Origin of the sequence: Parasedimentitalea marina, from assembly GCF_004006175.1 — a bacterium.
Classification (GTDB): domain Bacteria; phylum Pseudomonadota; class Alphaproteobacteria; order Rhodobacterales; family Rhodobacteraceae; genus Parasedimentitalea; species Parasedimentitalea marina.
Window position 1 is genome coordinate 11,939 of the sequence record NZ_CP033223.1, and the last position, 24,921, is coordinate 36,859.

Here is a 24,921-nt window from a genome sequence, read left to right on the forward strand (position 1 = left end):
ACATGGGCGATTACGACGACCCGTTTGCGGAACCAAATGACACCGACAAGACGGTGATCAGACCCAATCCCGGTGGTCGCCGTCCGGCGAGCCCAGAGCCGTTCCAACCTGCCGCCCAACCCGAGGCGGCCCCGGCGGGCGCTGGTGGTGATGCCTTTGGCGTGCCGCAGGCCTCGGCGCCGGCTGCTGCCCCTGCGACACCAAATGCAGGCAAGGCAAACCAGGTTGCAATGACGGGGATGAACCAGCTGACGGCCTGTGCGTCGACATTGTTTGCCCTGATCAGCCGCATTCGCAACCGCGCCCAGCACATGGACCCTGACAAACTGCGCCAAAGCGTGGTGGCCGAAGTGCGCGGATTTGAAAACCGCGCCCTGCAGGCCGGTATCACGGCGCAGACCGTCAAAATCGCTCGCTATGCCATGTGTGCCACGCTGGACGACGTGGTGCTGAACACGCCCTGGGGCGGCCAGTCCAGTTGGGGATTGCAATCCATGGTCGGAACATTCCACCGCGAAACCGTTGGTGGTGACCGGTTTTATGACCTGCTGGCACGGCTTGAGAAAGAGCCGGGCAGCAATATCGATATGCTTGAGTTCCTATACATGTGCATGTCGCTGGGATTTGAAGGTCGGCTGCGCATTGAACAGGGCGGCCCAGAGAAACACATGCAGATCCGCGGCGCGTTGGCGCGGATCATCCGGGCACAACGTGGGCCAGTTGAACGGGATCTGGCGCCGCATTGGCAGGGTTTGAAGAAACCGTTCAAAGCTCTGTCTGCCTGGCGGCTGGTGTGGATCGCGCTGACCGTGACAGCCGCGTTGCTGGGGATGCAATTCGTCGGCCTGTCATGGGCCCTGTCAAACCAGACCGAGCGGGTGATTGGCCAGTTGTCGATTGTAGATGCTGGCCCTGTGGCCGAGTTGGAACGCCGCGCACCGCCGCCCGAACCAACGCCGACGCCAATAGAAGTTGTGGACCAGGTTGCCAAGGTCTCGGGTTTTTTGGAGCCAGAAATTGCCGACGGCCTGATCGAGGTGTTTCAAAAGGGCAATACGCTGACCATTCGGGTGGCAGGAACTGGTATGTTCGGATCCGGATCCGACACCCTGAAATCCGAGATTGAATCGCGGATCATCCGGTTGGCAAAGGCGCTGAACGGTGAAAAAGGCGCGTTGATTGTGGTTGGGCACTCGGACAACGTACCGATCCGCTCGTCGCGGTTCCCGTCCAATATGCATTTATCGCTGGCACGGGCCAAATCGGTGATGGCGGAAATGGCCGAGGTGCTGGATGACCCAAGTCGCCTGTCTGCCGAAGGTCGCGCCGACAATGATCCACTGGCTGATAACGGCACCAAAGCGGGGCGCGCGCGCAACCGCCGTATCGAAGTACTGCTGGTGCAGGAGAGTGACACATGATCCGGCGATATATCGTACCGCTATTCAAATCCATCTATTCGCTGCTGCTGATTTTTGCCGCTGTCCTGTCGGCCTGCGTCTGGTACTTTGGTCCCTTCATAGGTGGCGAGGAATGGCGCCCCTTTGACAGCATGACCGCCCGCATTGTCACCATCTCGATAATCTGGGTCTTCTTCCTGCTGTTGATTATCTTTATTTTCTGGCGCCGGCGTCGCAAAGACCGCGCGATGACCGACGAGATGGCCGAAACGGTAGACACCAGCGAGGATGATTTCCTGGCCGAAGAGATCGGCGAGCTGCGCGGCAAGTTCAAGCAGGCAATGGTCGAGCTGCGCAAATCCAAGAATGGCAAGCGCCACCTGAATGATCTGCCATGGTATGTGATGATCGGTCCTCCGGGGGCTGGTAAAACCACGGCGATTGTCAATTCTGGGCTGCAATTTCCACTGGCTGATAAGCTGGGCAAGGCGGCAATTGGCGGCGTTGGCGGCACCCGCAACTGTGATTGGTGGTTCACCAATGACGCGGTGCTGATTGATACGGCCGGCCGTTACACCACCCAGGAAAGCGATGCCGAGGCGGATAACGCCGCCTGGGTCGGCTTTCTGGGGCTGTTGAAAAAATACCGCAAACGCCAGCCGATCAACGGGGCCATCATCGCGATTTCACTGTCGGATCTGTCGCAGCAGGATGAGATCACTCAAAAGGGTCACGCACAGGCGGTGCGCAGGCGTCTGTCAGAATTGCGCGACCGTCTGGGCGTGCGGTTCCCGGTTTATGTGCTGTTCACCAAGGCCGATCTGATTGCCGGCTTTAGCGAATTTCACGATGCTCTGGGCAAGGAAGACCGTGAACAGGTCTGGGGTTTCACTCTGCCGCTGCCCAAGGGCAAAAAGGAAGAGGCACCGATCGCGCGTTTTGATGAAGAGTTTGCCCTGCTGCTGGGCCAGTTGAACGCGCAATTGCTGGAGAAAATGCAAGGCGAGACAGATCACCAGCGCCGCGCTTTGGTTGCGGGGTTCCCAGCTCAGGTGGCCTCGGTGCGCGGTGTGGCGCGGGACTTCCTGAACGAAGTGTTTCAGGACAATCGCTATGACCAGCGGCAGATGCTGCGCGGGATCTATTTCACCTCGGGCACCCAAGAGGGCACGCCGATTGACCGGCTGATGCTGGGCATGGCGCAGACATTCGGCATTGGCCGTCAGGCAATTGGCACCGGGCAGGGGACGGGCCGGTCCTTTTTCCTGACCCGTCTGTTTGAAAGCGTGATGTTCCCCGAGGCCGGGCTTGTTTCGGCGGATGACAAGGTCGAGCGGCGATATCGCTGGACCCGGCGCGGCGCCATTACGGTCACGGTTTTGATTGCAATGATCACCGGCAGCCTTTGGGTGAATTCGTTCCTGGAAAACGCCGAGCTGATCGAAGAGGCCGAGGAACAGGTCTCGGCCTATCAGGCCGCCGCCGCGACCCTGCCGCCCAGCCCGGTGGGCGACACGGATCTGGTGCCGGTGGTCGAGGCCCTGAACCTGCTGCGCGACCTGCCTGCCAACCCGGTTCTGTCGGACCCTAAACCTGAACGTGAAATGACCTATGGTCTGTATCAGGGCGAGGTGATTGGAACTCAGGCCGCACAGACCTATCGCGCGGCGCTGAACCAACGTTTGTTGCCCCGCCTGCTGGTGCGGCTGGAAGAGCAGATCTCTGGCAATATCAACAACCCGGACCTGTTGTACGAGGCGCTGAAAATCTATCTGATGCTGGGCCTGCAGGGGCCGATGAACCAGGACCTGATCAAGGAATGGTTGCGGCTTGACTGGGAGCTGGTGGCCTATCCGGGAATTGCCCGGGCCCAGCTGCGCAGCGACCTGATGGATCATCTGACCGCGCTGCTGTCACAGCCGATGGCTGAGGTGTCATTGAACGGCCCAATGGTTGAGCAGGTGCAAAATATCCTGTCGGAACTGCCGCTGGCACAGCGGGTTTACAACGGGATTGTCAATTCCAACACCGCATCCAGCCTGCCGAAATGGCGCCTGACTGATATTGGTGGTCCGTCGGTGAAACGAGTGCTGGTGCGCAGTTCGGGCAAGCAGCTGAACGACGGGATCGAAGGGATCTATACCTATGACGGGTTCCACAATGTGTTCCTGCCCGAAGCGGTCAGCGTTGCAGAACGGGTCCAGCGCGAGGCCTGGGTGCTGGGTCAGCGTAGCCAGGACGATCAGAACAACGCGGCGCTGCTGGCGTTAAGTCGCGATGTGCTGGATCTGTATTACAACGATTTTATCACGCGTTATGATACCCTATTGGGCGATGTCGACATCATCCCGCTGGAATCTCTGAGCCATGCAGTCGAAGTCACCAATGTGTTGTCTGGGCCTACCTCGCCGATTGTGAATATTCTGACCGAAGTGTCGCGGGAAACCCAATTGGCAGTGGATCGCAGTGCTGTGGATACCTCGGCCTTGACCGGTGGCGCGTCGCAGGTGGCGGCAATCGAGGCGCGGTCGAACCTGTCGATCCAGGGGCAGATTCTGCTGGAGGCGCTGGTCCAGTCCTCGGCAGATGGCAGCGGCGTGCCGCCCAAGCCGCCCGGATCATATGTGCAAGAGCGGTTCCAGTGGTTGCATAATCTGGTCCTGCGCCCCGAAGGCCAGCCCTCGCAACTGGATGATCTGATGGTGTCGCTGCAACTGGTCTATCAAGAGCTGAACAAGATGTCGTTCAGTGGGGTGGCCACCGGTGGCGAGGCGTTGTTGCAGTTCCAGCAGTCCGCGTCCCGTGCCGATGGGCCGGTCCAGCGATGGGCCTCGCAAATCTCGACCGGGTCGTCCGGGATCACATCCGAGGGCACGCGGGCGTCGATCAACGCGCGTTGGCAGGCCTCGGTGTTGCCGTTCTGTACGCAGGCGCTGGACAATCGCTATCCGTTCAACCGGCGGGCGCGGGCAGATGTGGCGATGGCGGATTTTGCCAAGCTGTTTTCACCGGGAGGCCTGATTGACGGGTTCTTCAACGAAAACCTTGCAAAATATGTCGACACCCGCAGTCGGCCCTGGACCTGGAAACGGGTCAATGACGTGGATTTGGGGATCAGCCCGGCGGTTCTGGTGCAGATGCAATATGCGGCTGAAATCCGCGATGCCTTCTTTGCGGCCGGGCCGACACCCGCTGTGCAGTTCCAGATCACACCCAAGGCCCTGGACCCCAAGGCCAAAGAGGTGCTGCTGGAAATTGACGGTGTACAGGTGGCCTATGGTCATCGGTCAGGACCACCCAGCCCCGTTGCAGTGACCTGGCCCGGACAGGTGGGGCTGGCACGGATCACCCTGTCGCCCAAGAAACGCGACAATGAAAACACCACGTCACGGGATGGGCCCTGGGCCTGGTTCCGGTTGCTCGACTCGGCCGAGGTGCGGCGCACCAATGTGTCCGACCGCCGCCGCGTCAATTTTCGCGTTGGTGGCCGGCTGGCGCTGTTTGAATTGCAGTCCGGATCTGTGATCAACCCCTTTGCCCTGCCGGCCATGGCAAAGTTCAGCTGTCCAAAGTCGATGTGATCGCGATGGGGTTTGGCGCATTTGGCAAAATTCCTTCGGTTGGCGACTTCTTTCGACTGTCGCCGCCGACAGGATTTACCCGGGTCTGGGATGCGTGGCTGCAGGGCCTGCTGCTGACCGGGCAGGGCGCGCATGGTCCTTATTGGGATGGCTATTACATGACCGCCCCGATTTGGCGGTTTACCCTGTCGGCCGGGCTGGCGGGCCCGCAAAAGGTGATGGGCGTGCTGATGCCATCCGTTGACCGGGTCGGGCGACGGTTTCCGCTGACGCTGATGGCCTCGCTGCCAACCCCGGGGCCGGCCTCACTGGATCATCTCTCGGAAGCCAAACTTTTTGAACAGCTGGAGGATGTGGCGCTGGCTGCGCTGGAGGATGACATGACACGTGAAAAACTGTCACAGGATCTGACCGCCTGCACTGTGCCGGTGCAGCGGGCGCATTCACCGATACGCGGCGCCGAGGGATGTCTGTTGATGACGGGAGCCAGCACACCTGCTGCATTGCCCAATTTGCTGGCTGGCGATCTGTTGGATCAGCGCATAAGCGGAGCCAGCCTGTGGACGGCCATTTTGGACGGGGCCCCCCGGCTGATGGTGTGTCAGGGATTACCCACCGGCAAGGCAGCCCTGGGACTATTCGATCTAGCGGCCCCAATCTGGAGCGAGGCGCGACCATTATGAGTGAGTTTCACAACTATCGCTACACGGCGCAAACCCATGTCGGGCTAAAGCGCAAGGTGAACGAGGACACAATTCTTTCCCTGCCGGATCAGGATATCTGGTTGGTCGCAGATGGAATGGGCGGGCATCAGGCCGGGGATTTCGCCAGTCGCGCTGTCGCTGATAGTGTCGCCATGATCCCACAGGGATTGATCCGACAGCGCGCATGCATGCATTGCGCGACGCCATCACCAGTGCGCATCAAGTGATCCGGGCCGAAGCCGATGCGCTGGGGGCCAGTGTCATCGGGGCAACTGTTGTGGCGCTGATGATGGCCAATGGGCATTTTGTCGGCTTATGGGCTGGCGACAGTCGCATTTACCGGCTGCGAAATGGATTGATTGAAATGCTGACCACCGACCATTCATCGGTCGCAGAATATGTCTTGGCCGGTAAGATGTCCTGGGACGAGGCCGAACAGCACCCGCAGTCCAATGCGATCACCCGTGCTGTCGGCGTTGGCGACGTTCTGGAGCTGGACAAGGTGCGCGGCGAGGCCCTGGCTGGCGATCGGTTTCTGGTCTGTTCGGACGGGCTGACCAAATATGCCACCTTTGCCATGTTGCAGGACATCCTGAGCAGCACGCCAATTGAAACGGTGGTTGAACGGCTGGTGCAGGTGGCCCTGGCGGGGGGCGGTGCGGACAATATTTCGGTAATCGTAGTCGACGTGCAATAATCCCTTGAGCCCTGAAAAATCCGGATTACGGCTGGGCTGTGGTCAGGATTCTACTGTCTAGCGACAGAATCCGCCCCGCATCTACCTCAAAGCTGGTTTGCAGCGCTTCTGCGAACCCAACCGCGCTTTCCGAAGTTGGACGCATTCCTTCGAACAGCGGTGCAGAGGAGTGCAACACCAGAATTTTGCTTTTGCCCAGGGAACTGTCATCAACACGAAAGGCAATGCCGCCATCCTCTGAGGCGGCGTCCAAATCAAAGGCCACCCTTACCCGGACCTCGCCGCTGCTCCCATCGCGCAGAGTGGCAACCGAATTGTCCGGCCGCGAGATATTGGGCAGCAGATGAAAGACATTGCCCGAGACGTCGAGGATTGAAACCGTCAAAAACCCTGCGGTCATATCCGCAGGCACCACCACGTCAATCACCGGATTTTCGCCCACAAAGAAACGCCCCGACGGGTTTGGTTCGTTGCGGTCGCCAACGGTGAAAGCCACCGTAGTTGCGCCAGACGGGGCGCGGGGCAGGTGTTGTTCGATCAGGCACAGGCTGGGGTTCAGAACGTCCAGATCCAGCACCACCTTGCGGTCACCGGCAATGGCGCGCAATTCGTCAAACAGGCCGATACGCGTGGCCGTTTCGGCGACCCGGCCGGTCACGGTGATCGCATCTTCGGGACCATAGCCGCCGACAGATCCGGCTTGCGGCGCGGTGAGCGGCCCACAATCGCTTTTGGCTTGCAGAATTTCGCGGACATCGGCCGTGCGCAGGATCGCAGGGACAAAGGAGATATCGACATTACCGTCCAATGCCCCCGGCAGTCCCGACCCAAACACCGCATTGATCTGGGCAAAGATCTCGGCGTCTTCGGTGGTTCCGGTCAGTTTGGCCTTGTTGTTCGAGACGACAAGCCGCCATTCACTCAGCGGTTCCAAAGGCTGTAAGCTGGCCAATATATCCTCGCCCCAGCTGCTGGCAATCTCGCCCGAGGCCAATGTCAGATCCGCATCGATCACTAATGCGGCCAATGCGTCGCGTGAAGATTCCGATGGCATGAAACCAACCGCCTGAGCCTGGCCTTGTGGGAGTTTTTCAACAATCAGCGTAAAGGGATCGGCCACAGGATAAGCAGCCGGCAGAAAACTATCAAACAGACCTGATACGTATCCACCAACCCCAACGGCTGCCAAGGCAACACTAAGGCCAATCGCCAATAGCGGACCGCGGCCTGAACTGGATTTCTGTGGAGCAGGGGCTTTGGGCGCCGATGGTTTCACCGACAACGCAATCACGGTGGCTTCATCGTTCGGCGCTTCAGCTGGCGCCGCGTCAGTCACGGCTGTCGGCTTTGTCTGCGATTTGGGATCATCAATATAGGCCAGAACCAGACCAGCATCGCCAAGCCGTTTGTCCTTATCCGGATCACACATGCGATCAATCAGCCCTTTCAAAGGCTGGGGCACGCCGGATGTATCCAATGGTTTCTGTTTGTTTTCCACCACTTCCATCGGGTTCGCACCCAGATTGGGCGGCGCGCCACGGAAATTGGCCAGGAGCAACGCGCCCAAGGAATATATATCGGCGCGGGCATCGGTATCGCCGCTCAACTGCTCTGGTGCGGCATAAGAGTATTTGCTTAAGCAAATTCATTGCCGACGATCGTTTGGGCACCGGGATTGGTGTCTTTGGCGATGCCAAAATCAATGATAACCGCCTGCGCGGGATCGCCGTCACGCAGGATAATATTGTCAGGGCTGAGGTCACGATGGACAATGTTCCTGGCATGGGCCGCCTGCAGTCCCTCGGCGACGCGCCGCCCGACAATCAGCAGATCGTCAGCTGACATTGGGCCTTGCTTCAACTTTTTGTCCATCCCCGGACCGTCGATGAAATCCATCAGCAGATAGATTTGACCCTCTGGTGTCCGGTGATTTTCCGAATAGCGCACCACCGCATCATGGCGGATCTCGCGGATATTTTCCTCGCGGGCCATCAGCACGGTGAAGTCTTCGTTGCCGGCCAGTTCTTGTTTTAGGACTTTCAGCGCCACAAGGTTGCCCGAAATTTCCGAGCGGGCCTTGTAAACGTCGGATGTGCCGCCGCGACCCAACAGCATTTCGATGCGATAGGTGTTGTTCAACAAATCACCAGGCTGAAACATATCGCCCGGGCGCGAATCCATCATAGCGCCCTCCACGGCGTGAGTGCAGCGACATATACCGCGCGCAAATGCTTAGCCAAGAGCCTGGAATTCAACCCGCCGATTGATATCAGCGCGTGTATCGCCCCCATCAAATGGAGCAGTCTCACCCATTCCAATTGCCTTGAGCATGTTCTCATCGATACCACAGGTCGAAATCATATGACGGCGGACTTCTTGCGCACGCAGCAACGACAGGCGTTGATTGTAACTTGCAGAACCAGAGCTGTCGGTATGGCCAATGATCTGAAACACGGTCCCGTCAAGCAATTGCATCGACTGGCACATATTGACCAGCTTTGGTTGCTGGTCGGCCCGCAGAGCGGCACTATCAAAGTCAAATGAGATCTGGACGTTGATCTGAGATTGGCGTTCAACCGGTTCATATTCTTCAGCGGCAACGGCTGCGACAGTAGCTGTTTCCTGTGCCGTTGCATCGGTGGCCGCATCCGCGCCAGCGTTTGGCACAATAACCAATCCGCGGGTTTTTTGCTTTTTAAAAGCGGCGGTAAGTTCTTCTACTGACATCTCATCCGTGGTTTGCGCAAATGCTAGCGGCGCAGCCCCAAGCCCAGCGATGAGAAGACTAACAAATAAAACATTGAGACGGACCATTACATATGCCCCCCATTAATAAGACCAGTTACCATATCAGCCTATACCACTGCCATGACCCTGCCAATGGTTTTGACGTGATGCAGAAATTTTCCAAAGAAAATGAATTCCACTGAATTCTCACGAAACGCTTTACTCACCGTCCAGAACTGGTTGAATTAGAATTGATAAGTAAGAGGGACCCATGCGCGTATTGCCAGCCATAATCTTAGCCGTTGCCCTGATGCTGTTGCCAGTCATCTGGTTTTCCCTGAAATGGGCCCTGTCCGACGAAGGGTTTGAAGGGGCCGCGGTGGATTCTTCGGCACGGATCGAAATTGAAATGCTGCGTCAACAAATCGAGGACCTGCAGCTGCGGTTGACGGAGCTTAAAAGCGAGGTGGCCCGGTTGCCAATTGCCGGCGCAACGGCTCCGGTGACCGATGACGCCGCCGCTGAGATGGCGATTTGGGACCAGACCCCGGGTGCTGATTTGGATTATGCGCAGGTGGTGCTGATTGCGGACCGGCTGAATGTGAACCATGGGCTGCGGGTGGCAGGTGGATCTTACCTGTCTGAAAAACTGGGTCGCCCGCGCCCCGACCTGAACGACAATTGCCAGCCCATGACCAACCCCGAGCTAAAGGAAAAGCTGGTCACCGAACAGGTTGGCCCGATCCGCGTCAGCATGTTGCGGCCTGCAATCGAGAGTCTAAAGGTGGTTTTTGAGAACATCCGCTCGGCTGATCCGGATTTATACGGTCGCATCAATACCGCCGGGGCCCTGTGCGTTCGACGAATCCGGGGCACGCAGAATTCATTGTCGACGCACAGCTATGGGCTGGCTGTGGACCTGAACATTGACGGTCAGCTTGACAATTTTACCGATGGTAAAACCCAACTGGGCCTGACTATCATCGCTGATTTTTTCAACGATGAAGGCTGGGTTTGGGGTGCTGGGTTCCGGCGGGAGGACAGTATGCATTTTGAAATCAGCCGCCGCCAGCTGGATCAATGGCTGGCAGACGGTAAATTATAATCCGGTCAGGACGAGCGTAACAGCACTTTGTTTGATCCCAGTGCCGCAGCGATTTGCTGATATTGTACCGCCCGACCGGCAGAGGCCTCGGCGGAGCGTAGCAACTGGGTCTCGGCCTCGGCCAGGACCGCCACGGCCTGTGAAATGGCGCGTCGTTTCTGGGCGGCTGATACGGCGGACAATGGCCGGGATGACCGAAAATTACCATCGGCAGATGCCAGCCGCGCCTTGGGCCGTTCCTGATCCAGATTATCCTGAGTAATTTGCCTGAGTTGGCTTGCGGTATCCCGTAGAATGCGTCGGGCATCACCATAACGCGCCAACCCGATCATATCCCTTTCCAGAGCTTCCAACCGCTCGGCCAGGCAGTCGATCACATAAAGTTCGGCGGGTCCACAGTGCAAGCGTATATCTGTCAGCCGCGCTGCGATGTCGTCAGGGTCGGTCAGCCGTGTTTTATTTTTCCTGTCTAGATCAAAGTCTCCAGAACGGCCATTAGATGACTCCGAGGAACCATAATTGCCGTTGCCGTCATCGGTCGTTTGAGCCTGCGCGGACTGAGGTGAAAAAGCCATTGATGCAAACAGGGACAAAACGCCCACTCGCAGAATATTCATATTCCCAACTTGCCTTTCTACTAGGGCTTATTCTTCAATACCGTAGGCACGTCGTATGCCACGTTGGGTCCCGGGGCCAAAATCCCCATCGATAGAGCCCTGATAAAAATCATTTTTCTTTAGCATGGCTTGCAGCTCACGGCGGGTTTCCCCGGTGAACATTGTGGGGCGATCACTGAGCAAATTTAACACATCGGAACTGCCCGAGCGCAAAGCCTGATACAGATAATACGCTGAGTCACTGGGACCCTTGTTGGCAATCAAGCCATCGTCGATCAATGCTGCGAAGTTGAACTGGGCCTGCGGATGGCGCAGATCAGCGGCGCGTTCGAAAAAGGTCAGCGCCTTTTGTGCATCCGCCGGCAGACCCAGTCCGCCCTGATAGTGCAGGAATCCCAGATCGTTGATTGCGTCGGCAAAATCCTGATCTGCAGCGGCGCGATACAGCGTCAAGGCCCTGGCATGGTCCACCGACACACCGGTGCCCCGTTCGTAGAGTTTCGCCAGTTCAAACTGTGCCTCAGGAGAGCCCGCATCCGCTGCCGTTTGCAGGAACGCAACGGCAGCCTTGGGGTCAAACCGGCCTTCGTTCGGGTTTAATCGGATATAGGCGAGCCCCAGCATGGACCGGGTATCCCCCTGATCGGCCAGCGCCAATAATTGCTCTTCTTGGTCGGATCGCAGCGAGGCCCAGGCGTCAATGGGTTCAACTGAGGCAACGTCGACTTCGCCGTCAGCCGCCCCGGCCAGATAGAAGGGCACCCCCGTTAGCGACCCATAGGTATGCGGTTCCTGCAAGTTGCCGGTTTGGTTTAGTACACTGTCGCGAACTTGCCGGAACATCAGGCTGATCTCAAGCCCTGGCTGAGCCATTTTCTCCATCAAGGCAATAGCATAGGGGCTATTGTCGCCGTTTCCATCCAGCGCGACCTGCCCATCCCGGGCGGCAAAAGCCACCAGGGTCCCACGGTCAGGATCAGCCGCCGCCATGCCGCCGCCACTGCCGCGGGTGCTTTCCGTAGCAGCGGTTTCGACGGTGCCATTGCTCAATGCGATGGCATCTCCCAGCGGATTGTTGCGGCAGCTGTCCAATATAACGATGCGCATCTTGCGGGCCCGATCCACCGCCGAGAGCAAGCGTTTCAAAGACATCGACTGCCGCTGCACATCCAGGTTGCTGTTCACAGCAGCATCCACCGGGATCAGAAAATTCTCGCCCTGAACTTCAATCCCGTGACCCGCGAAATAAATCAGCGCTAAGTCGGCCACCTCGGAGCGGAAGGAAAAATCTTCAAGTAGCTGTTCAATTTCCGCCACACCGGCGTCAACGGAAAGGGTGACATCAAAGCCAATTCTTTCAAGTGTTGCAGCCATGGCCACGGCGTCGTTTCCGGTGTTATCCAGCGAAGGCAGGGTTTGATACTCGGACATGCCCATAACCAGCGCGATCCGGCGGCTGTCAGCTTGACCAAGAGCCGGGGCGAGAGACAAAACCAAAACGCAAAACATCCGAGAAACAAAAAACATTTCGAGGCCCCAACACACACAATTTCAACTGGCATCCAGTCTAGCTCGCGGAATTTGCAATGAAAGTAAAAAATATGCACGGCTGGTGACAACATGTAAAAAGCGCCACCCAGTGGGGCGGCGCTAAGAGGGTATTACCTTGAGTGAGTGGACCGAACCAGATCCGTTTTGCGCTAGCAAGATGCTGAGGCAGACAAGCTAGAAAGCTTCGAACGTGCCAGCCGAAGCCTTGGGTTCGATCATCTCGCCGGTATGGGTCAGCCGCTGACGCAGTTTCTCAAGCGTAATTGTCTCAGTCGCTTGGGTCAGATTTGCCTTGCCATCATCTTCGACTTGACGATTAAGCTGTTCAAAAAAGCCGGAAATCCCACCCAGTGTCTGCGCGATCAGGTCAAAATCCTGCAGCTTCTTAATATCGTCGCTCGACGGTTTTTTACCACTGTCAAGTATCGTGAAAACGATATTCTCAAGCTCCAGAATTTTGTCCTGCAACTGGCGCATTTCACGTGCCGACACAGCGCACATATCTATGAAATGACTGGAGGACAGGCTCATTTTACAGGCGTCCCACCACTTGTTCGATCGCCTGCTTCATAGTTGCCACGGTGAACGGTTTGCGAATGATGTTGTTCATCGCCAGACGACGCCCAACTTCGACCACTTCTGGAGTCGGCTTACCTGTCACCAGAATAAAACCCGTCCGCTGTGTCGCGCGGTTTTCGCGCAGACATTTAAGCAGACCCAATCCATCCATGCCTGGCATGTTATAGTCCGAAAGCACCAGGTGCACCGGATTGGACGCGATCTTTTGAAAGGCTGATTGGCCGTTGTTTTCAACCATATAATTCTTGATGCCCAGTTCATCCAATGTCTGGGTCAGAATTCCACGACTAGTGGACATGTCATCAACAACCATAACGCGCAGAGAGTCTTTGAGGCTCATTTTTAGTTCCTTGTAGTGTCTTCTGTGGCGGTCAATCAGGTAGAAGCGCCAGCAGAAGAGTTGATGTAGGTTGTAATCCCCGCAGTTGTTAAGTGCGTGGCAGCAGGACCGGACATGCGTTCCGAGTGGCCAATGAACAGATATCCATTCGGGTTCAGCGATTTTTGAAACGCGCTCCAGACATGTTGCTGGGTTGGAGTGTCAAAATAGATCGCTACATTGCGGCAGAAAATGGCATCGAACTTACCGCGAAACGGAAACGGCTCGATCAGGTTCAAAACACCAAAGCTGACCATCGAACGGATCACGTCCGGCATTGTGTTTTCCGCACCATTGTCGCCCTTGACCCGGTACTCGGCCGGGATCTGCGCCAGTTCATCAGCGGGATATTGTGCTGCCTGAGCCGTGCGAACAACCACCGGATCGATATCTGTGCCAAGGATCTTGATGTCCAACCGGCCTGCCTCGGGGCAGAGCTTATTGAGCACCATGGCAATCGTATAGGGTTCCTGCCCATTCGAGCAGCCCGCAGACCACAGCCGTACCCGCGCACCACTGCGTGCCTTTTCGATCAGCGGCGGCAGAACGTCATTGCGCAGCGTTGCAAAATGATGCGGTTCCCGAAAAACTGCGTCACATTTGTAGTCAACAGCGACAGCAATTCGCTGCGCTCTCCTTCACCACCGGGCGCATCCAAGCTGGCCAGGTATTTGTTGAAGTTCTGCACCTTCATCTTGTTGAGCCGCCGCGACAACCGCGATGACACCAGAGGTTTCTTGTTGCTCGACAGAGCCAGCCCAAAATTCTTGTGGGCAAACTTGGCGATAGCTTCAAAGTCCTGATCTGACAGGGTGAACTGATCTGTCCCAGGGTCTATCGAACTGGCAATGGTCACAGGTCCACCTGCTCCGGTGATGAAATCACAGCATTCAGATTGATGATCCGAACCATCTCGTCATTCTGAGAGATAATCCCTGAATGAAGTCCATGGTGTTGCGACTGTCCACCTGCGGTGTCTCCTGAATGTCATCAGGATCAATCGAGATGATTTCAGACACCGATTCAGCCAGCAAACCCACTGGTTTTGGTTCACCGAGACCACGATCACGACATTGCGTTCGCTGGCTTCAGTCTGTTCCAGACCAAACCGAGCTGACAGGTCGTAAATCGGGATCACTGCGCCACGCAGGTTCATGACCCCAGCACATCTGCAGGTGCATGTGGCAGAACCGTAACAGGCTGCCATCGCCGAATTTCACGGATCTGGGTTATTTTCAGACAAAAGGCCTGACCCGCGACTGTGAAACTGACGAACTCACTTTGTTCGGTATGTTTAGACTCAACTTGCAATTGCATTGTTCATCCTCCGGTCGGTGTCGAACACGGCTGCCGAGGACGACGCCGTTACGATGCTTTCAGGGTCAAGGATCATGGCAATCTTGCCGTCTCCAAGAATTGTTGCGGCAGAAACGCCAGGTACATTGCCACAGACGCCATCCAGACTTTTGATCACCACTTGGCGCTGATCATGGATGTCATCGACGGCGAGGGCGCAGCGATCCCCGTTTTCAGTTTCCACCAAGAGGTAGACACCAGCCGGTTCATTATGTGAGCTACAGCGCAGTCCAAGACTTCCGGCAACATCGCAGATCGGAACAAAGCTGCCACGAATGGACAACAGCGTGCCATCCGCGCCAAGGTTGTTGATCATGTCGTCATTGCCGCGCATCGTCTCAACGATAGCAGTGATCGGAACCACCATGGTGTGCCCGGCAACCGATACAACCATGCCGTCCATGACCGCCAATGTCAGCGGCAGGATGATTGAAAACACCGACCCGTCACCAGGGGTAGAGGAGATATTCACCCGACCGCCTAGCGCAGCAACTGCGTTTTCACCACATCCATGCCGACACCGCGACCCGACAGGTTCGAGATTTCTTTGGCCGTGGAAAACCTGGCAGGAACAGCAGGTTGTCGATTTCACTGTCGTTCAGCTCGGCATTTTCCGGGATCAGCCCCTTATCAATGGCGATCTGACGGATCTTTGTCCGGTTCAATCCAGCGCCGTCATCTTTGACCTCGATACAAACCGAGCCCGACCGATGTGCCGCCGTCAAACGGATTTCGCTTACTTTATCTTTGCCAGCAGCAGCCCGGGCTTCCGGACTTTCGATACCGTGATCGACCGCATTGCGCAGGATATGCGTCAGCGGATCGGCCAGACGTTCAATCACTGTTTTGTCGACCTCGGTGGTCTCACCGATGGTGACCAGTTTGGCTGTCTTGCCGGTCGCGGCCGAGGCCTCGCGGACAATCCGAGCCATACGTTGGAACAGCGGTTTCACCGGCTGTGCACGGATCGCCATCACACCTTCCTGAATGTCGCGCGCCAGGTTTTAAACCCTTCCAGCTCGGTCTCGACATCGCGGGTATCACTGGCATCCAGGTTGGCAATTTGCTGAGCGAGCATGGAGTGGTTGATGATCAACTCTCCCACCGCGTTGATCAGGCGATCCACCCGGTCAAGCTCTACCCGCAAGGTTGGTTTAGGCCCGCTTGACTTTGCGGATTCCTTCTTGGATTTAGTGGGCTTTTCAGCCGCCTGTTCCGGTTCAGGTTCAGGCTCCGACACCATCTCGACTTCAACCTCTGCCTCAACCGGGGCAGGAGCTTCGTCTACTTCAGGCGTACTGCTCTAAAGGGAGCGCCACCGCAACGTCGTCCTCGGCCGGAGCAAGGCCAAAGGCCGCGTTTAAGGCTGCCAGGGCGTCTTCCTCGGCTTCTTCGTCCCCTTCGGAACTAATCGCCAATTCGCACAGGCCTTCGACAAACTCGAATACAGCTTCGATTGCAGAACGCGGTTCGCTGGTCACCAGTGTCAGTTCCCAGGACAGATAGCTTTCACCCTCTTCCATGGCGTCAAAACCAGGAAGTTCGCTATCGTCCAACCGGACCGAAAGAGACCCCAAATCTGACAAGGCCTGAAACAGGAAGTAGGGTTCATTACCTGTGTCAAACATCTCTTTCAGTGGATGAAAGCGAATGTCGTAACTGGCTTCCTGAGCCTCCGCAAGCGGGGCAAGGGGCGCCGGTTCAAAACTCGCCCCAACACCCATGGGTTCAAAGACCAGTTCTTCTTCGTCTTCGTCAATATACTCAGCCAGAGCCGAGATCAGCACACCGTGATGCGCCTGATCGACCTCGCCGCCATCCCGTGCGCAGGTCACGAGATCAGACAGGTGATCACTGGCCCGGAACAAAAGCTGGATCAGCTTTTCGTCAAGTTCCAGCTTATTGGAACGTACATCGTCAAAAACAGTTTCGAAGTTATGTGCAAAGGCCACCAAATCGTCCAGGCCAAACGCACCTGCGCCGCCCTTGATGGAGTGCACAGCTCGAAATACCGCATTGACGGTCTCAGCGTCCTGGTCGCCCTCTTCGATGGCAGCCAGGCCCGCATCCATTGCTTCAAGGAGCTCTTCGCACTCCTCAAAGAATGTATCCAAGATCGAACCAGTCATTTTATGCAACCGCCCCTGTAACACGCTTGAGCGCAAAGATCAGAGAGTCGTCATCAAATGGTTTGGTGATCCAGCCAGTGGCACCAGCGGACCGTGCACGTGCCTTCAAGTCAGCAGAGCTTTCGGTGGTCAGAACCAGGATTGGGACCTTAGAGTTGATGCCATCCCCACGCAGTTCTTCGATCACTCCGAAGCCGTCCAGGTTGGGCATGTTGATATCCGTGATCACCACATCCGGGGCGACGTCAGGATAGAGATCTACCCTTCGCGACCGTCAACGGCGCTGTGATACTCAAACCCTGCCTCTTCCAGGCAGGCTGCAAGCAAATTTCGAATGGTGCGGGAATCATCTATCGCCAGAACTTTGGTTTTCATGCTGTTTCCTTATCTTCAAATCGGTTTGCATCGACCCCCATGAGGGACAGTGCCCGGCGGCAGCCTTCAGTTATATTGGTGACCGAGAATTCTAATCCCTCGGACCTCCATTGTTGTTCCGCTCCAAGCAGTAATTGCAGGCAGCGGGAGGGCAACATTGCCACCTTGCTGCAATCAATCTCGATAGGTTGAGATCCGGCCCCATCCAGGAACGAGATCAGTGGTGTCAGCTCAGAAAATGCATTTGGCAAATCCAAAAGATGTGTTTGTGCTTCGGTCGTCATATTCAGCGATTCGCACCCCCGTTGTAGGCGACGTGTTGGACTTCGATGCCAAACACATATGCGGCGTGCCTTAATAATTTGTTGCTGAGACCGGGATGTTTCGGGAATTAGACCCCAAACTTAGATGCTCAATTAGCCCTTTATTTTATGACAATTTTGAACAGTTTTGGATCGCATTCTGGATTCGTCCAGCTGGCTCCAAACAGACACAGAAAATGCACCTTATACTATAGGGGGGAATTTTGCGCCGTGCTGCTGCGGCTTTTCAGCAGCAAAATGACGCCTTTTAGCGTCACGTATTTGATTTATCAATTTCAAAATATGAAAAACAACGCTGCTGTAAGGCTCAAATTAACTACCGGTGTAGGATTAAGAGCATTAGTACCCACTCACGAAACTAGAGGGCTTTCCTTTAAGGAGGACCAAATGAAAACTCGTAGATCACTCCAACTGGCTCACAAGCTACCGTTATTTGTTGTTGGCTTTGGTATTCTTGTAGCGGTTATTCTCGTTACACTCAGCAATATCGGCTTCAAACATAACACCATTGCCAGCTCAGAACAAAACTTCAAGTCCATCGTTGCTTCACGGGAAATGGCACTGAAGTCCTTTTTCGCTGGCGTAGACGCCGACCTGCTGTCCGTAGCGGATATGCCGTCCACGGCAGAGGCCATTGAACGGTTCACAACAAGCTGGAATGGTATGGATGGTGATCCGGGTCGCACCCTGCGCCAAGCCTATGTCACAGACAACCCAAACGCACTGGGCCAGAAACATCTGCTTGACCGGGCCACCGAGGATTCGTCGTACAACATGCACCATGGCAATTTTCACTCGGCGTTTCGGACGGTGATGGAAACCAAGGGCTATTACGATGTCTTCCTGATCAACATGGCTGGGGACATTATCTACTCTGTGTTCAAAGAAGCCGATTTTGGCACCAACCTGCTGACCGGTCCTTACAAGGATTCTGGGTTGGGCGTCACATTCCGAAACTCCAAGAATGGAACGCCGGGTGAAGTTCATTTCGCTGATCTTGAGGGATACGCGCCCAGTAATGGCGATGCCGCCGCATTTGTGTCTTCACCCGTGGTGAACGACGCCGGTGAAACTGTCGGTGTTCTGGCGTTCCAGCTTCCTGTGCAATTGTTGACCAACATCACAAATAGCACGGACGGTCTGGGTGAAAGTGTTCAGATCTACCTGGTCGGGGAAGACATGCGCGCCCGAACAACGTCGCGGTTTGACGGTGGGTTTCAGGTTCTGGATACGATGCAGCCCAGCGTACAGATCGAGGCTGCTCTGAGCGAGACTTCTGAATTCTTTCATGATGCCACTGGCCTGAACGGACAGCACGTCATTTCGTATATGGACTACATTGAGCTTTACAATGGGCACTGGGCACTGGTGGCAGAGCAAGACTGGTCAGAAGTCATGGCACCAGTTATTGCTGAACGGAACACACTACTGATGGTTTCAGTGGTCTGTCTGTCCCTCATGTCGCTGTTTGGATGGCTGTTTGCCCGTAGTATTACCCGCCCAATTGCTAAAATCTGCGAAGACATGGATGGTGTCGCGGCAGGCAATCTGGACAATGATATTTCTTCGGCAAATCGTGGCGATGAGTTGGGCCAGATTGGTAAAACTCTGGTCAGCCTGACAGAAGATCTGAAACGCGCCCGCGGTGCGGAAGAAGACCGTGCTGAGCAGCAACGCGAGCAAGAAAAGTGGTTCTTCAGTTGACTGCTGGCTTGGTCGACATGGCCAATGGCGATTTCTCGAAGCCGTTGGTTGAACCCTTCCCTGCTGAAAACGAACAGTTGCGCAGCGACTTCAATCGCACTCTGGACACGCTCAGCTCGACCATCACCGAGGTGATCAGTTCGGCCGACAGCATTCGCTCAGGTGCAACTGAAATCACTCAGGCCTCGGATGATCTGTCAAACCGTACGGAAAGCCAGGCGGCAACGCTGGAGCAGACCGCAGCAGCACTGGACGAAATGACTGCCAGCGTTAAATCGGCGGCTGAAGGGGCGATCCGCGTCGAATCGATCATGGGCGAGGCCAAGGCCGAAGCGCAAGAAAGCGACAAAGTCGTGCAGCACGCGGTGTCCGCGATGACCGAGATCGAGAACTCGGCCAACCACATCAGCCAGATCATCGGGGTGATCGATGACATCGCATTCCAGACCAACTTGCTGGCGTTGAACGCCGGGGTCGAGGCGGCCCGCGCAGGTGAGGCTGGTCGCGGGTTCGCGGTGGTTGCCTCGGAGGTGCGCGCCCTGGCGCAGCGTTCCTCGGATGCGGCGATGGAGATCAAATCGCTGATCAGCGATAGTGCGAAACAAGTCGAACAGGGCGTTGATCTGGTTGGCAAGGCTGGCGAAGCCCTGAACAGTATCGTCACCCGAGTCGATCATATCTCGCAACTGGTGTCGGAAATGGCAGTTGGATCGGCCGAGCAATCCACCGGTCTGGGTGAAATCAACATCGGCATGACACAGTTGGATCAGGTGACACAGCAGAACGCTGCCATGGTGGAAGAATCCACTGCGGCCAGCCATCTGCTCAACACCGACGCAACCAAACTGTCTCAACTGGTGGCGCACTTTAATATCGGTGGCGGCCATCAACCTAAAACCGCCAAGGTGGTCGAATTCGAGGCCCCCTCAGCGCATGGGTCAGACTGGGACACCGAGCCCGAGGTAATGCCAAAAGCCATTGCCGCGAACGACTCTCACAGCTCGGCTGACGTCTGGCAGGAATTTTAACTCCAATCAGAGCCGGTTTGACAATCTGGGGGATCTCTCAGGTCAAAAACCGGCTCTGACTTCTTGAAACTGGTTATCTTGCAACCACGCAAAATGAATGGGTAAATCATTGTCTTCTTTAAGCGTATTGATCATCACTTTGGACCGCGGATTTGCCCGGTCATTGCAAAGCCACATGGAATCCGCCTATTCCGGCATCAAGGTTCTTTTGGCCAATAACCTGATGACGGCCTACAATCAGGCCGAGTCGGTACAGCCAACCTTTGCTTTCGTCGAAGATGGCTTCACCAAATTACCCGAATTTGAAATGATGATGGCGATGTTCTCAGCGCTGGACACCCGTTGGGTGTCGGTGATGGACAGCCACTCAGCCGCACCCGCCCGTAAGTCAAACCCGCTGCTGGACCGCGGTGCAGGTATTTTTGAGTTGAGCAAATCCGACCATCCAGTTCAGTTCGTGCAGTATTTCGACATGATGGTAAAGGCGCCGCGGCGCAATGAGACCACCAATCGCCCTGCATCAAACGGCAAAACCTCTGCCACTGCCAATTCGACCGACAAGGTTATCCTGATCGGATCTTCCACTGGCGGAGTAGAGGCCCTGCGCAGCCTGTTAGTCGGCTTTCCAGCCGATTGTCCGCCGACGGTCATTGTTCAACACACCGGTAAAAATTTCGGAGCGGGCCTTGTGACCCTGCTAAACCGGATTTGTGCCGCAAAGGTGGTCGGCGCCGAGGATAGTATCCAGCTGGCACCTGGCACCGTGCATATCGCCGCTGGTCAAACAAAACACCTGGGCCTAACGCCACGTACACCACATCGCACCCGTCTGAAAGAAGGCCCCGCAATCTCTGGTCACACACCATCAGTGGACGCACTTTTTAGCTCGGCAGTGCCCTTTGCCAAGAACGTCGTTGCGACAATTTTAACTGGTATGGGCCAAGATGGAGCCAAGGGTCTGCTAGAGTTACGCAAGGCCGGGGCAACCACTTTTGCTCAGGATGAGCAAAGCTCGGTTGTCTATGGCATGCCGCGCGTAGCCTGGCAAAACGGCGCGGCCCAAAAACAAGTGTCACTGGCACGGATGGCCGGAACTCTTCTTCAAGCTTGCAAAGCTTGATAACAAAAATGGTAAGGAAGTCGCTTTGAGCTCTGTATTTACAAACACGTCCTCGATCACAGTCCTGCAAGGTGAATATCGTGTAACCAAGGATCCATCGGTGATGTTCACCACAGTTCTGGGATCCTGCATCTCTGCCTGCTTGTATGACGCAGAAAGCGGCATTGGCGGCATGAACCATTTCCTGCTGCCCAGCACCAGCGCCCAGGATAGCAAAAATGCGCGCTATGGTGTTCACGCGATGGAATTGCTGATCAACGGGTGCTCAAAAGGGTGCCACGCGAAGCATGCTGCGGGTCAAGATTTTGGGGGCGCTAAAATGTCCGCCAACCTGTCTGACATCGGTCTCTAATGCCGATTTTGTGCAGCGTTTTCTGCGGGATGAAGGGATTTCTTGTGTGTCTTCCAGCGTCGGTGGCACCTCTGCGCGGCGCGTCCGGTTTCACCCGGTCACTGGCAATGCCCAGCAAACGCGGGTTGAAAATGACCGCCGTCTTGGCGAACAGGAACGCGCAGCAGCAAGACCAGCCCCGTCAAAGAAGACGTCGGCGAAGTTATGTTGTTCTGATCCCTAGGGTTTCAGGATATATTTGGTTGCCGTGTCTAAACACGCGGCAACCGCACTACCCAGGCCAGGTCAGATGGCCCTATTTAACCACCGCCAATCGGCCGATCCCTTCCTTTTCACCGTACCGAGACGGCAAAGCTCTCGACGGGCTTTGACACATTATGCAAGCTCACGGCGCCCAAAGGCAAAGCCTGCGATTGCGACGCAAGAATGTCCTGACTGACCACAATGGGGTGCCCACGTGACTTGCCATAGTCCCCCAAGCGCGCTGCGATATTTGCTGCCTGGCCAATCACTGTAAAATCTAATCGTTCCCGCGATCCCACATTGCCATAGGTGACACCGCCATAGGCGATACCAATCGCACATTCACAGCGATGGCCGTCCTCTTCCTGGGCGATTTCTTCCAACCGGGCAACGATGGTACGGGCTGAATTCAATGCCTGTGCACGGGCGGCTTTTGGATCGCTATCAGCAGGAAACACAGCAAGCACCGCATCGCCAATGAATTTCAACACTTCGCCACCATTGTCGTGAACAATTGTCGAGGTGGTCTCGAAAAACTGGTTCAACACCTTGATATAAGCCGCACGCCCCAATTCTTCTTCTAGACGGGTTGATCCACGCAGGTCACAGAACATGATGGCCGCATCAATATCATCGCCGTCCCCCCGGTGGATCTCCCCCCCCAGCACCCGGGCTCCTGATCGTTTGCCGACATAGGTCTCCAAAAGCGACTGGGCATTTTCGCGCTGCATAAAGACTTCGTAGTAGCGCCCAATCACCGCCGAGCATTCGAATATCAGCCCCAAATTAGCGGTGGAAAAGCCGGTAGGGTGATCGCTGGTCAGGGTCATCACATTGATGCTGCCGTCTGAAAACCGCAGTGGCATTGCAACATAGTCCGTCGCGCCCTCTTTTTTCAGATCCTCAAGTATTGGGAATGCGTCGGTGGGGTGGTCGCCGCTCAGCCGGTGCCGAACACCCCCCATGCCATTTGAGACATGCCGCAGCGGGCTGTTTTGATAGGCCGGATGATCGTGGATCTCATAGGACGGCGCAAAAGTAGTGACCTCGCCACTGTCTTTCTTCCAGACAAAATTCTTACCCGCAATCATCGGATGTAGGGACCAGACCATCACTGCCATGCGCGACAGGAACACACCCTGTTCCCGCAGCTTGACGGCCAATGCCGCAGTAAACTCTTCTGGTGTTGGCAGATAGGCTGCCTCGCGCAGCAGCCAGTCAATCACCGGCCCGGAAATATTGCCATCATTGCTTGTCAGGATCTCGTTGTCACCAAGGTCCACATCGGTAAAGGCATTGGGCATAAAGCCAATATGACCCTTGATGGCCGAGGCCTCGTGTTGGGCTTCTTCATAGGCCCAGGTCGCATTCCTAACCGATGTTTCCGGCAAAATCAGATCGCGGTAAATCGCCGTTCCTTTGAACGGGCAGAATGTTTGCAGCTCGGTCCGCTTGGACAGGTCAGCAACCACATCCTGTGGCGGAAAATAAAGGGTCGGCGTCAGGCGGGTTTCATACATCACCTTGGCCTGGTCACTTTGCGCCAGCAAAACGCCATTGTGATGCAGAGTCACGGTCCCCTTAAGTTGCTCGATCAGAATGGAATACCCATTCTGTTCCGGCTTTACATGTACATTCATTGGCCGGGCCCTCTTATCCGCTCTTTGCAGTGACTATGTGGGGTGTCCAGCCTCGATTTCCAGAGCCGACACCCGATATTGAAACGATGTGACCGCCATCGTCTCTATGCCTTCATCTTTTTCCTAAATACTCAAATACAACCTCTTCCAGCAACGAAACGCTTGAGAGACCCAAGCGCATCAAATCATCCGGATCACATCTTTGCTGATCGCCAAAACATAGCCCCGTCTGGCAATGTTTTTAACCAGCAATTCACTGATCATCTGGTTGCCCAGGGTGTCACGCAACCGTTTGATACGCGTGGCCCCGGCGGCCTCTTCACACTCGGTGGCATCGCGACCAGAAATCACCCCCTCGATCTCGGCCCCGGACATGACATCACCGTCCAGCCTGGCTTCGGCCAGAACAGACAGCGTCTCTATCGCGGCCGGTGTCAGGCGAAAGCCCATATTATTCAGGTAAACCGTGTTTTCCTCACGGCTGATCAGCAGTTCGGTGACCTGAATGCCCGCCCGCTCAATCTGCGCCATGCGCCGGTTCAACAGCACCAACATCGACAACACGACCAGCGCCGCCACCATCATTGCGGTGGCAAATACCAGTAAAACAAAGATCACCATGCGATAGCTGCTTAGGGTATCGGCAAACGAGGTGCCGGATTGGGCCAGAATCTCGAGCAGTTTGATTTCGGCCTGCGTGGTCAGATCATTTTCCACAAACAGCTGCTCGACCCGCGCGTTAAACGCGTTGGCATCGGGCAGGGTCAGCAATAGCAATGTGCCCGCCGCAATCAGCAGGCCGACGATGGCAATAACTCCGAATGTGATAACCCGACCGCCGGCGCTGCGGGCTTCAGAAACGGAGATAGTAGGATCCGGCATTAGGCTTCCTTTGTTGCAGTCCCTCGGGACCGAAGACCGAAATTACGTTCAGCAGCGTCCAGCCCTGCGGCGCGATGCGATTGCCGATCTCGGCCTTGGCGGCGCCTTTTTGACAGGCGCCGGACAGTTGGATCACACCATAATGCAGCCGCAACGGGCTATCCTGTTTGGCCTTGTAGTCGGCATAACAGTCCGCCGCCATCACAGGCGTAGCCAACGCCAGTAAAGCAGCAATCAAAGCGGGTTTCAAAAGAAGATGTTTCATGGGCTCACTTTGGGCAAAGACGCAGTGATATTCAATAACCACAAGCGATTGAAGCAGCTGATATTCGATAACAGAGCGCTGATATTGCCTGTCCGACAGCGGGAAAGCCAGGGTGAGGCATACCGGCCATGTGCCGATCATGACACCCAACTGGAAAGGTTCTC

20 protein-coding genes and 5 pseudogenes are annotated in these 24,921 nt (G+C 55.9%); 10 read left to right on the top strand and 15 right to left on the bottom strand.

The window, feature by feature from the left end; all coding sequences use genetic code 11:
* Positions 1 to 2: 2 nt before the first annotated feature.
* From tssL to EBB79_RS23925, 5 genes are read left to right on the top strand one after another with little or no spacing between them, the layout of a single operon-like run.
* A complete protein-coding gene (tssL, locus tag EBB79_RS23910; protein WP_127751505.1) occupies positions 3 to 1,421 on the top strand; it encodes a type VI secretion system protein TssL, long form in 1,419 nt (472 codons plus the stop codon).
* Positions 1,418 to 4,981 (top strand): type VI secretion system membrane subunit TssM, encoded by a 3,564-nt coding sequence (tssM, locus tag EBB79_RS23915; protein WP_127751506.1) that lies wholly within the window; start codon positions 1,418 to 1,420, stop codon positions 4,979 to 4,981. Before tssL ends, tssM begins: the two co-directional genes overlap by 4 nt.
* A 5-nt stretch (positions 4,982 to 4,986) precedes the next feature.
* A complete protein-coding gene (tagF, locus tag EBB79_RS23920; protein ID WP_238705189.1) occupies positions 4,987 to 5,664 on the top strand; it encodes a type VI secretion system-associated protein TagF in 678 nt (225 codons plus the stop codon).
* On the top strand, positions 5,661 to 5,912 hold the full coding sequence (locus tag EBB79_RS25535; protein WP_338045831.1) for a PP2C family protein-serine/threonine phosphatase: 252 nt from the start codon (positions 5,661 to 5,663) through the stop codon (positions 5,910 to 5,912). The genes tagF and EBB79_RS25535 overlap by 4 nt, the downstream gene beginning before the upstream one ends.
* Positions 5,870 to 6,382, top strand: coding sequence for a PP2C family protein-serine/threonine phosphatase (locus EBB79_RS23925; protein ID WP_338045832.1), 513 nt, complete (start codon positions 5,870 to 5,872; stop codon positions 6,380 to 6,382). The genes EBB79_RS25535 and EBB79_RS23925 overlap by 43 nt, the downstream gene beginning before the upstream one ends.
* A 25-nt stretch (positions 6,383 to 6,407) precedes the next feature.
* Here the strand turns inward: EBB79_RS23925 and EBB79_RS23930 are convergent, their stop codons facing one another.
* From EBB79_RS23930 to EBB79_RS23935, 3 genes are read right to left on the bottom strand one after another with little or no spacing between them, the layout of a single operon-like run.
* Positions 6,408 to 7,988, bottom strand: coding sequence for a serine/threonine-protein kinase (locus EBB79_RS23930; protein WP_238705190.1), 1,581 nt, complete (start codon positions 7,986 to 7,988; stop codon positions 6,408 to 6,410).
* A gap of 29 nt (positions 7,989 to 8,017) precedes the next feature.
* Positions 8,018 to 8,566 carry a serine/threonine protein kinase gene (locus EBB79_RS25210; protein WP_238705191.1) on the bottom strand — a complete coding sequence of 183 codons (549 nt, stop codon included), beginning with the start codon at positions 8,564 to 8,566 and terminating at the stop codon, positions 8,018 to 8,020.
* A 48-nt stretch (positions 8,567 to 8,614) separates the two neighbouring features.
* Positions 8,615 to 9,196 carry an OmpA family protein gene (locus EBB79_RS23935; protein WP_127751507.1) on the bottom strand — a complete coding sequence of 194 codons (582 nt, stop codon included), beginning with the start codon at positions 9,194 to 9,196 and terminating at the stop codon, positions 8,615 to 8,617.
* Between the two features lie 184 nt (positions 9,197 to 9,380).
* Here EBB79_RS23935 and EBB79_RS23940 point away from each other — a divergent pair, with 184 nt between their 5' ends.
* Entirely contained in the window at positions 9,381 to 10,214 is an 834-nt protein-coding gene (locus EBB79_RS23940; RefSeq protein WP_127751508.1) for a M15 family metallopeptidase, read from the top strand.
* 5 nt (positions 10,215 to 10,219) lie between these two features.
* Here EBB79_RS23940 and EBB79_RS23945 read toward each other — a convergent pair whose 3' ends face one another.
* The 9 genes and pseudogenes from EBB79_RS23945 to EBB79_RS23985 form a co-directional block, all read right to left on the bottom strand.
* On the bottom strand, positions 10,220 to 10,831 hold the full coding sequence (locus EBB79_RS23945) for a hypothetical protein (protein WP_127751509.1): 612 nt from the start codon (positions 10,829 to 10,831) through the stop codon (positions 10,220 to 10,222).
* 27 nt (positions 10,832 to 10,858) lie between these two features.
* Complete coding sequence (locus EBB79_RS23950; RefSeq protein WP_127751510.1) at positions 10,859 to 12,358, bottom strand: caspase family protein; 1,500 nt, start codon at positions 12,356 to 12,358, stop codon at positions 10,859 to 10,861.
* Positions 12,359 to 12,556: 198 nt separating this feature from the next.
* On the bottom strand, positions 12,557 to 12,913 hold the full coding sequence (locus EBB79_RS23955) for a hypothetical protein (RefSeq protein ID WP_164860919.1): 357 nt from the start codon (positions 12,911 to 12,913) through the stop codon (positions 12,557 to 12,559).
* 1 nt (position 12,914) lies between these two features.
* Positions 12,915 to 13,301 carry a response regulator gene (locus EBB79_RS23960; protein WP_127751511.1) on the bottom strand — a complete coding sequence of 129 codons (387 nt, stop codon included), beginning with the start codon at positions 13,299 to 13,301 and terminating at the stop codon, positions 12,915 to 12,917.
* 35 nt (positions 13,302 to 13,336) lie between these two features.
* A pseudogene (locus tag EBB79_RS23965) lies at positions 13,337 to 14,196 on the bottom strand (CheR family methyltransferase).
* Positions 14,193 to 14,657, bottom strand: a pseudogene (locus EBB79_RS23970) (chemotaxis protein CheW). The pseudogenes EBB79_RS23965 and EBB79_RS23970 overlap by 4 nt, the downstream one beginning before the upstream one ends.
* A pseudogene (locus tag EBB79_RS23975) lies at positions 14,641 to 16,825 on the bottom strand (chemotaxis protein CheA). The pseudogenes EBB79_RS23970 and EBB79_RS23975 overlap by 17 nt, the downstream one beginning before the upstream one ends.
* A 1-nt stretch (position 16,826) precedes the next feature.
* Positions 16,827 to 17,200 (bottom strand): annotated as a pseudogene (locus EBB79_RS23980) (response regulator).
* The gene (locus EBB79_RS23985; RefSeq protein ID WP_127751512.1) at positions 17,197 to 17,484 is read right to left on the bottom strand and encodes an STAS domain-containing protein; all 288 of its coding nucleotides are present in this window, start codon (positions 17,482 to 17,484) and stop codon (positions 17,197 to 17,199) included. The pseudogene EBB79_RS23980 and the gene EBB79_RS23985 overlap by 4 nt, the downstream one beginning before the upstream one ends.
* Before the next feature lie 426 nt (positions 17,485 to 17,910).
* Here EBB79_RS23985 and EBB79_RS25805 point away from each other — a divergent pair.
* The 4 genes and pseudogenes from EBB79_RS25805 (at position 17,911) to EBB79_RS25810 (ending at position 21,950) form a co-directional block, all read left to right on the top strand.
* Positions 17,911 to 20,255: pseudogene (locus tag EBB79_RS25805) on the top strand (methyl-accepting chemotaxis protein).
* A 175-nt stretch (positions 20,256 to 20,430) separates the two neighbouring features.
* A complete protein-coding gene (locus tag EBB79_RS23995) occupies positions 20,431 to 21,375 on the top strand; it encodes a CheB methylesterase domain-containing protein (RefSeq protein WP_127751570.1) in 945 nt (314 codons plus the stop codon).
* A gap of 25 nt (positions 21,376 to 21,400) precedes the next feature.
* A complete protein-coding gene (locus EBB79_RS25215; RefSeq protein ID WP_238705192.1) occupies positions 21,401 to 21,727 on the top strand; it encodes a chemotaxis protein CheD in 327 nt (108 codons plus the stop codon).
* A complete protein-coding gene (locus EBB79_RS25810) occupies positions 21,663 to 21,950 on the top strand; it encodes a hypothetical protein (RefSeq protein ID WP_420850435.1) in 288 nt (95 codons plus the stop codon). Before EBB79_RS25215 ends, EBB79_RS25810 begins: the two co-directional genes overlap by 65 nt.
* A 109-nt stretch (positions 21,951 to 22,059) precedes the next feature.
* Here EBB79_RS25810 and EBB79_RS24005 read toward each other — a convergent pair whose 3' ends face one another.
* The 3 genes from EBB79_RS24005 to EBB79_RS24015 form a co-directional block, all read right to left on the bottom strand.
* Positions 22,060 to 23,610: a DUF427 domain-containing protein gene (locus EBB79_RS24005; protein ID WP_127751513.1), complete on the bottom strand. Its 1,551-nt coding sequence runs from the start codon at positions 23,608 to 23,610 to the stop codon at positions 22,060 to 22,062.
* 180 nt (positions 23,611 to 23,790) lie between these two features.
* Entirely contained in the window at positions 23,791 to 24,492 is a 702-nt protein-coding gene (locus EBB79_RS24010; protein WP_127751514.1) for a winged helix-turn-helix domain-containing protein, read from the bottom strand.
* Positions 24,464 to 24,757, bottom strand: a complete 294-nt coding sequence (locus EBB79_RS24015; protein WP_127751571.1) for a hypothetical protein — start codon at positions 24,755 to 24,757, stop codon at positions 24,464 to 24,466. The genes EBB79_RS24010 and EBB79_RS24015 overlap by 29 nt, the downstream gene beginning before the upstream one ends.
* Positions 24,758 to 24,921: the final 164 nt, after the last annotated feature.

Bases quoted from the DNA above. Each gene is read 5' to 3' on its own strand.
- tssL (WP_127751505.1), top strand. From the start codon at position 3: ATGGGCGATTACGACGACCCGTTTGCGGAACCAAATGACACCGACAAG.
- tssM (WP_127751506.1), top strand. From the start codon at position 1,418: ATGATCCGGCGATATATCGTACCGCTATTCAAATCCATCTATTCGCTG.
- tagF (WP_238705189.1), top strand. From the start codon at position 4,987: ATGGGGTTTGGCGCATTTGGCAAAATTCCTTCGGTTGGCGACTTCTTT.
- EBB79_RS25535 (WP_338045831.1), top strand. From the start codon at position 5,661: ATGAGTGAGTTTCACAACTATCGCTACACGGCGCAAACCCATGTCGGG.
- EBB79_RS23925 (WP_338045832.1), top strand. From the start codon at position 5,870: ATGCATGCATTGCGCGACGCCATCACCAGTGCGCATCAAGTGATCCGG.
- EBB79_RS25210 (WP_238705191.1), bottom strand. From the start codon at position 8,566: ATGATGGATTCGCGCCCGGGCGATATGTTTCAGCCTGGTGATTTGTTG.
- EBB79_RS23935 (WP_127751507.1), bottom strand. From the start codon at position 9,196: ATGGTCCGTCTCAATGTTTTATTTGTTAGTCTTCTCATCGCTGGGCTT.
- EBB79_RS23940 (WP_127751508.1), top strand. From the start codon at position 9,381: ATGCGCGTATTGCCAGCCATAATCTTAGCCGTTGCCCTGATGCTGTTG.
- EBB79_RS23945 (WP_127751509.1), bottom strand. From the start codon at position 10,831: ATGAATATTCTGCGAGTGGGCGTTTTGTCCCTGTTTGCATCAATGGCT.
- EBB79_RS23950 (WP_127751510.1), bottom strand. From the start codon at position 12,358: ATGTTTTTTGTTTCTCGGATGTTTTGCGTTTTGGTTTTGTCTCTCGCC.
- EBB79_RS23955 (WP_164860919.1), bottom strand. From the start codon at position 12,913: ATGAGCCTGTCCTCCAGTCATTTCATAGATATGTGCGCTGTGTCGGCA.
- EBB79_RS23960 (WP_127751511.1), bottom strand. From the start codon at position 13,301: ATGAGCCTCAAAGACTCTCTGCGCGTTATGGTTGTTGATGACATGTCC.
- EBB79_RS23985 (WP_127751512.1), bottom strand. From the start codon at position 17,484: ATGACGACCGAAGCACAAACACATCTTTTGGATTTGCCAAATGCATTT.
- EBB79_RS23995 (WP_127751570.1), top strand. From the start codon at position 20,431: ATGGAATCCGCCTATTCCGGCATCAAGGTTCTTTTGGCCAATAACCTG.
- EBB79_RS25810 (WP_420850435.1), top strand. From the start codon at position 21,663: ATGCTGCGGGTCAAGATTTTGGGGGCGCTAAAATGTCCGCCAACCTGT.
- EBB79_RS24005 (WP_127751513.1), bottom strand. From the start codon at position 23,610: ATGAATGTACATGTAAAGCCGGAACAGAATGGGTATTCCATTCTGATC.
- EBB79_RS24010 (WP_127751514.1), bottom strand. From the start codon at position 24,492: ATGCCGGATCCTACTATCTCCGTTTCTGAAGCCCGCAGCGCCGGCGGT.
- EBB79_RS24015 (WP_127751571.1), bottom strand. From the start codon at position 24,757: ATGAAACATCTTCTTTTGAAACCCGCTTTGATTGCTGCTTTACTGGCG.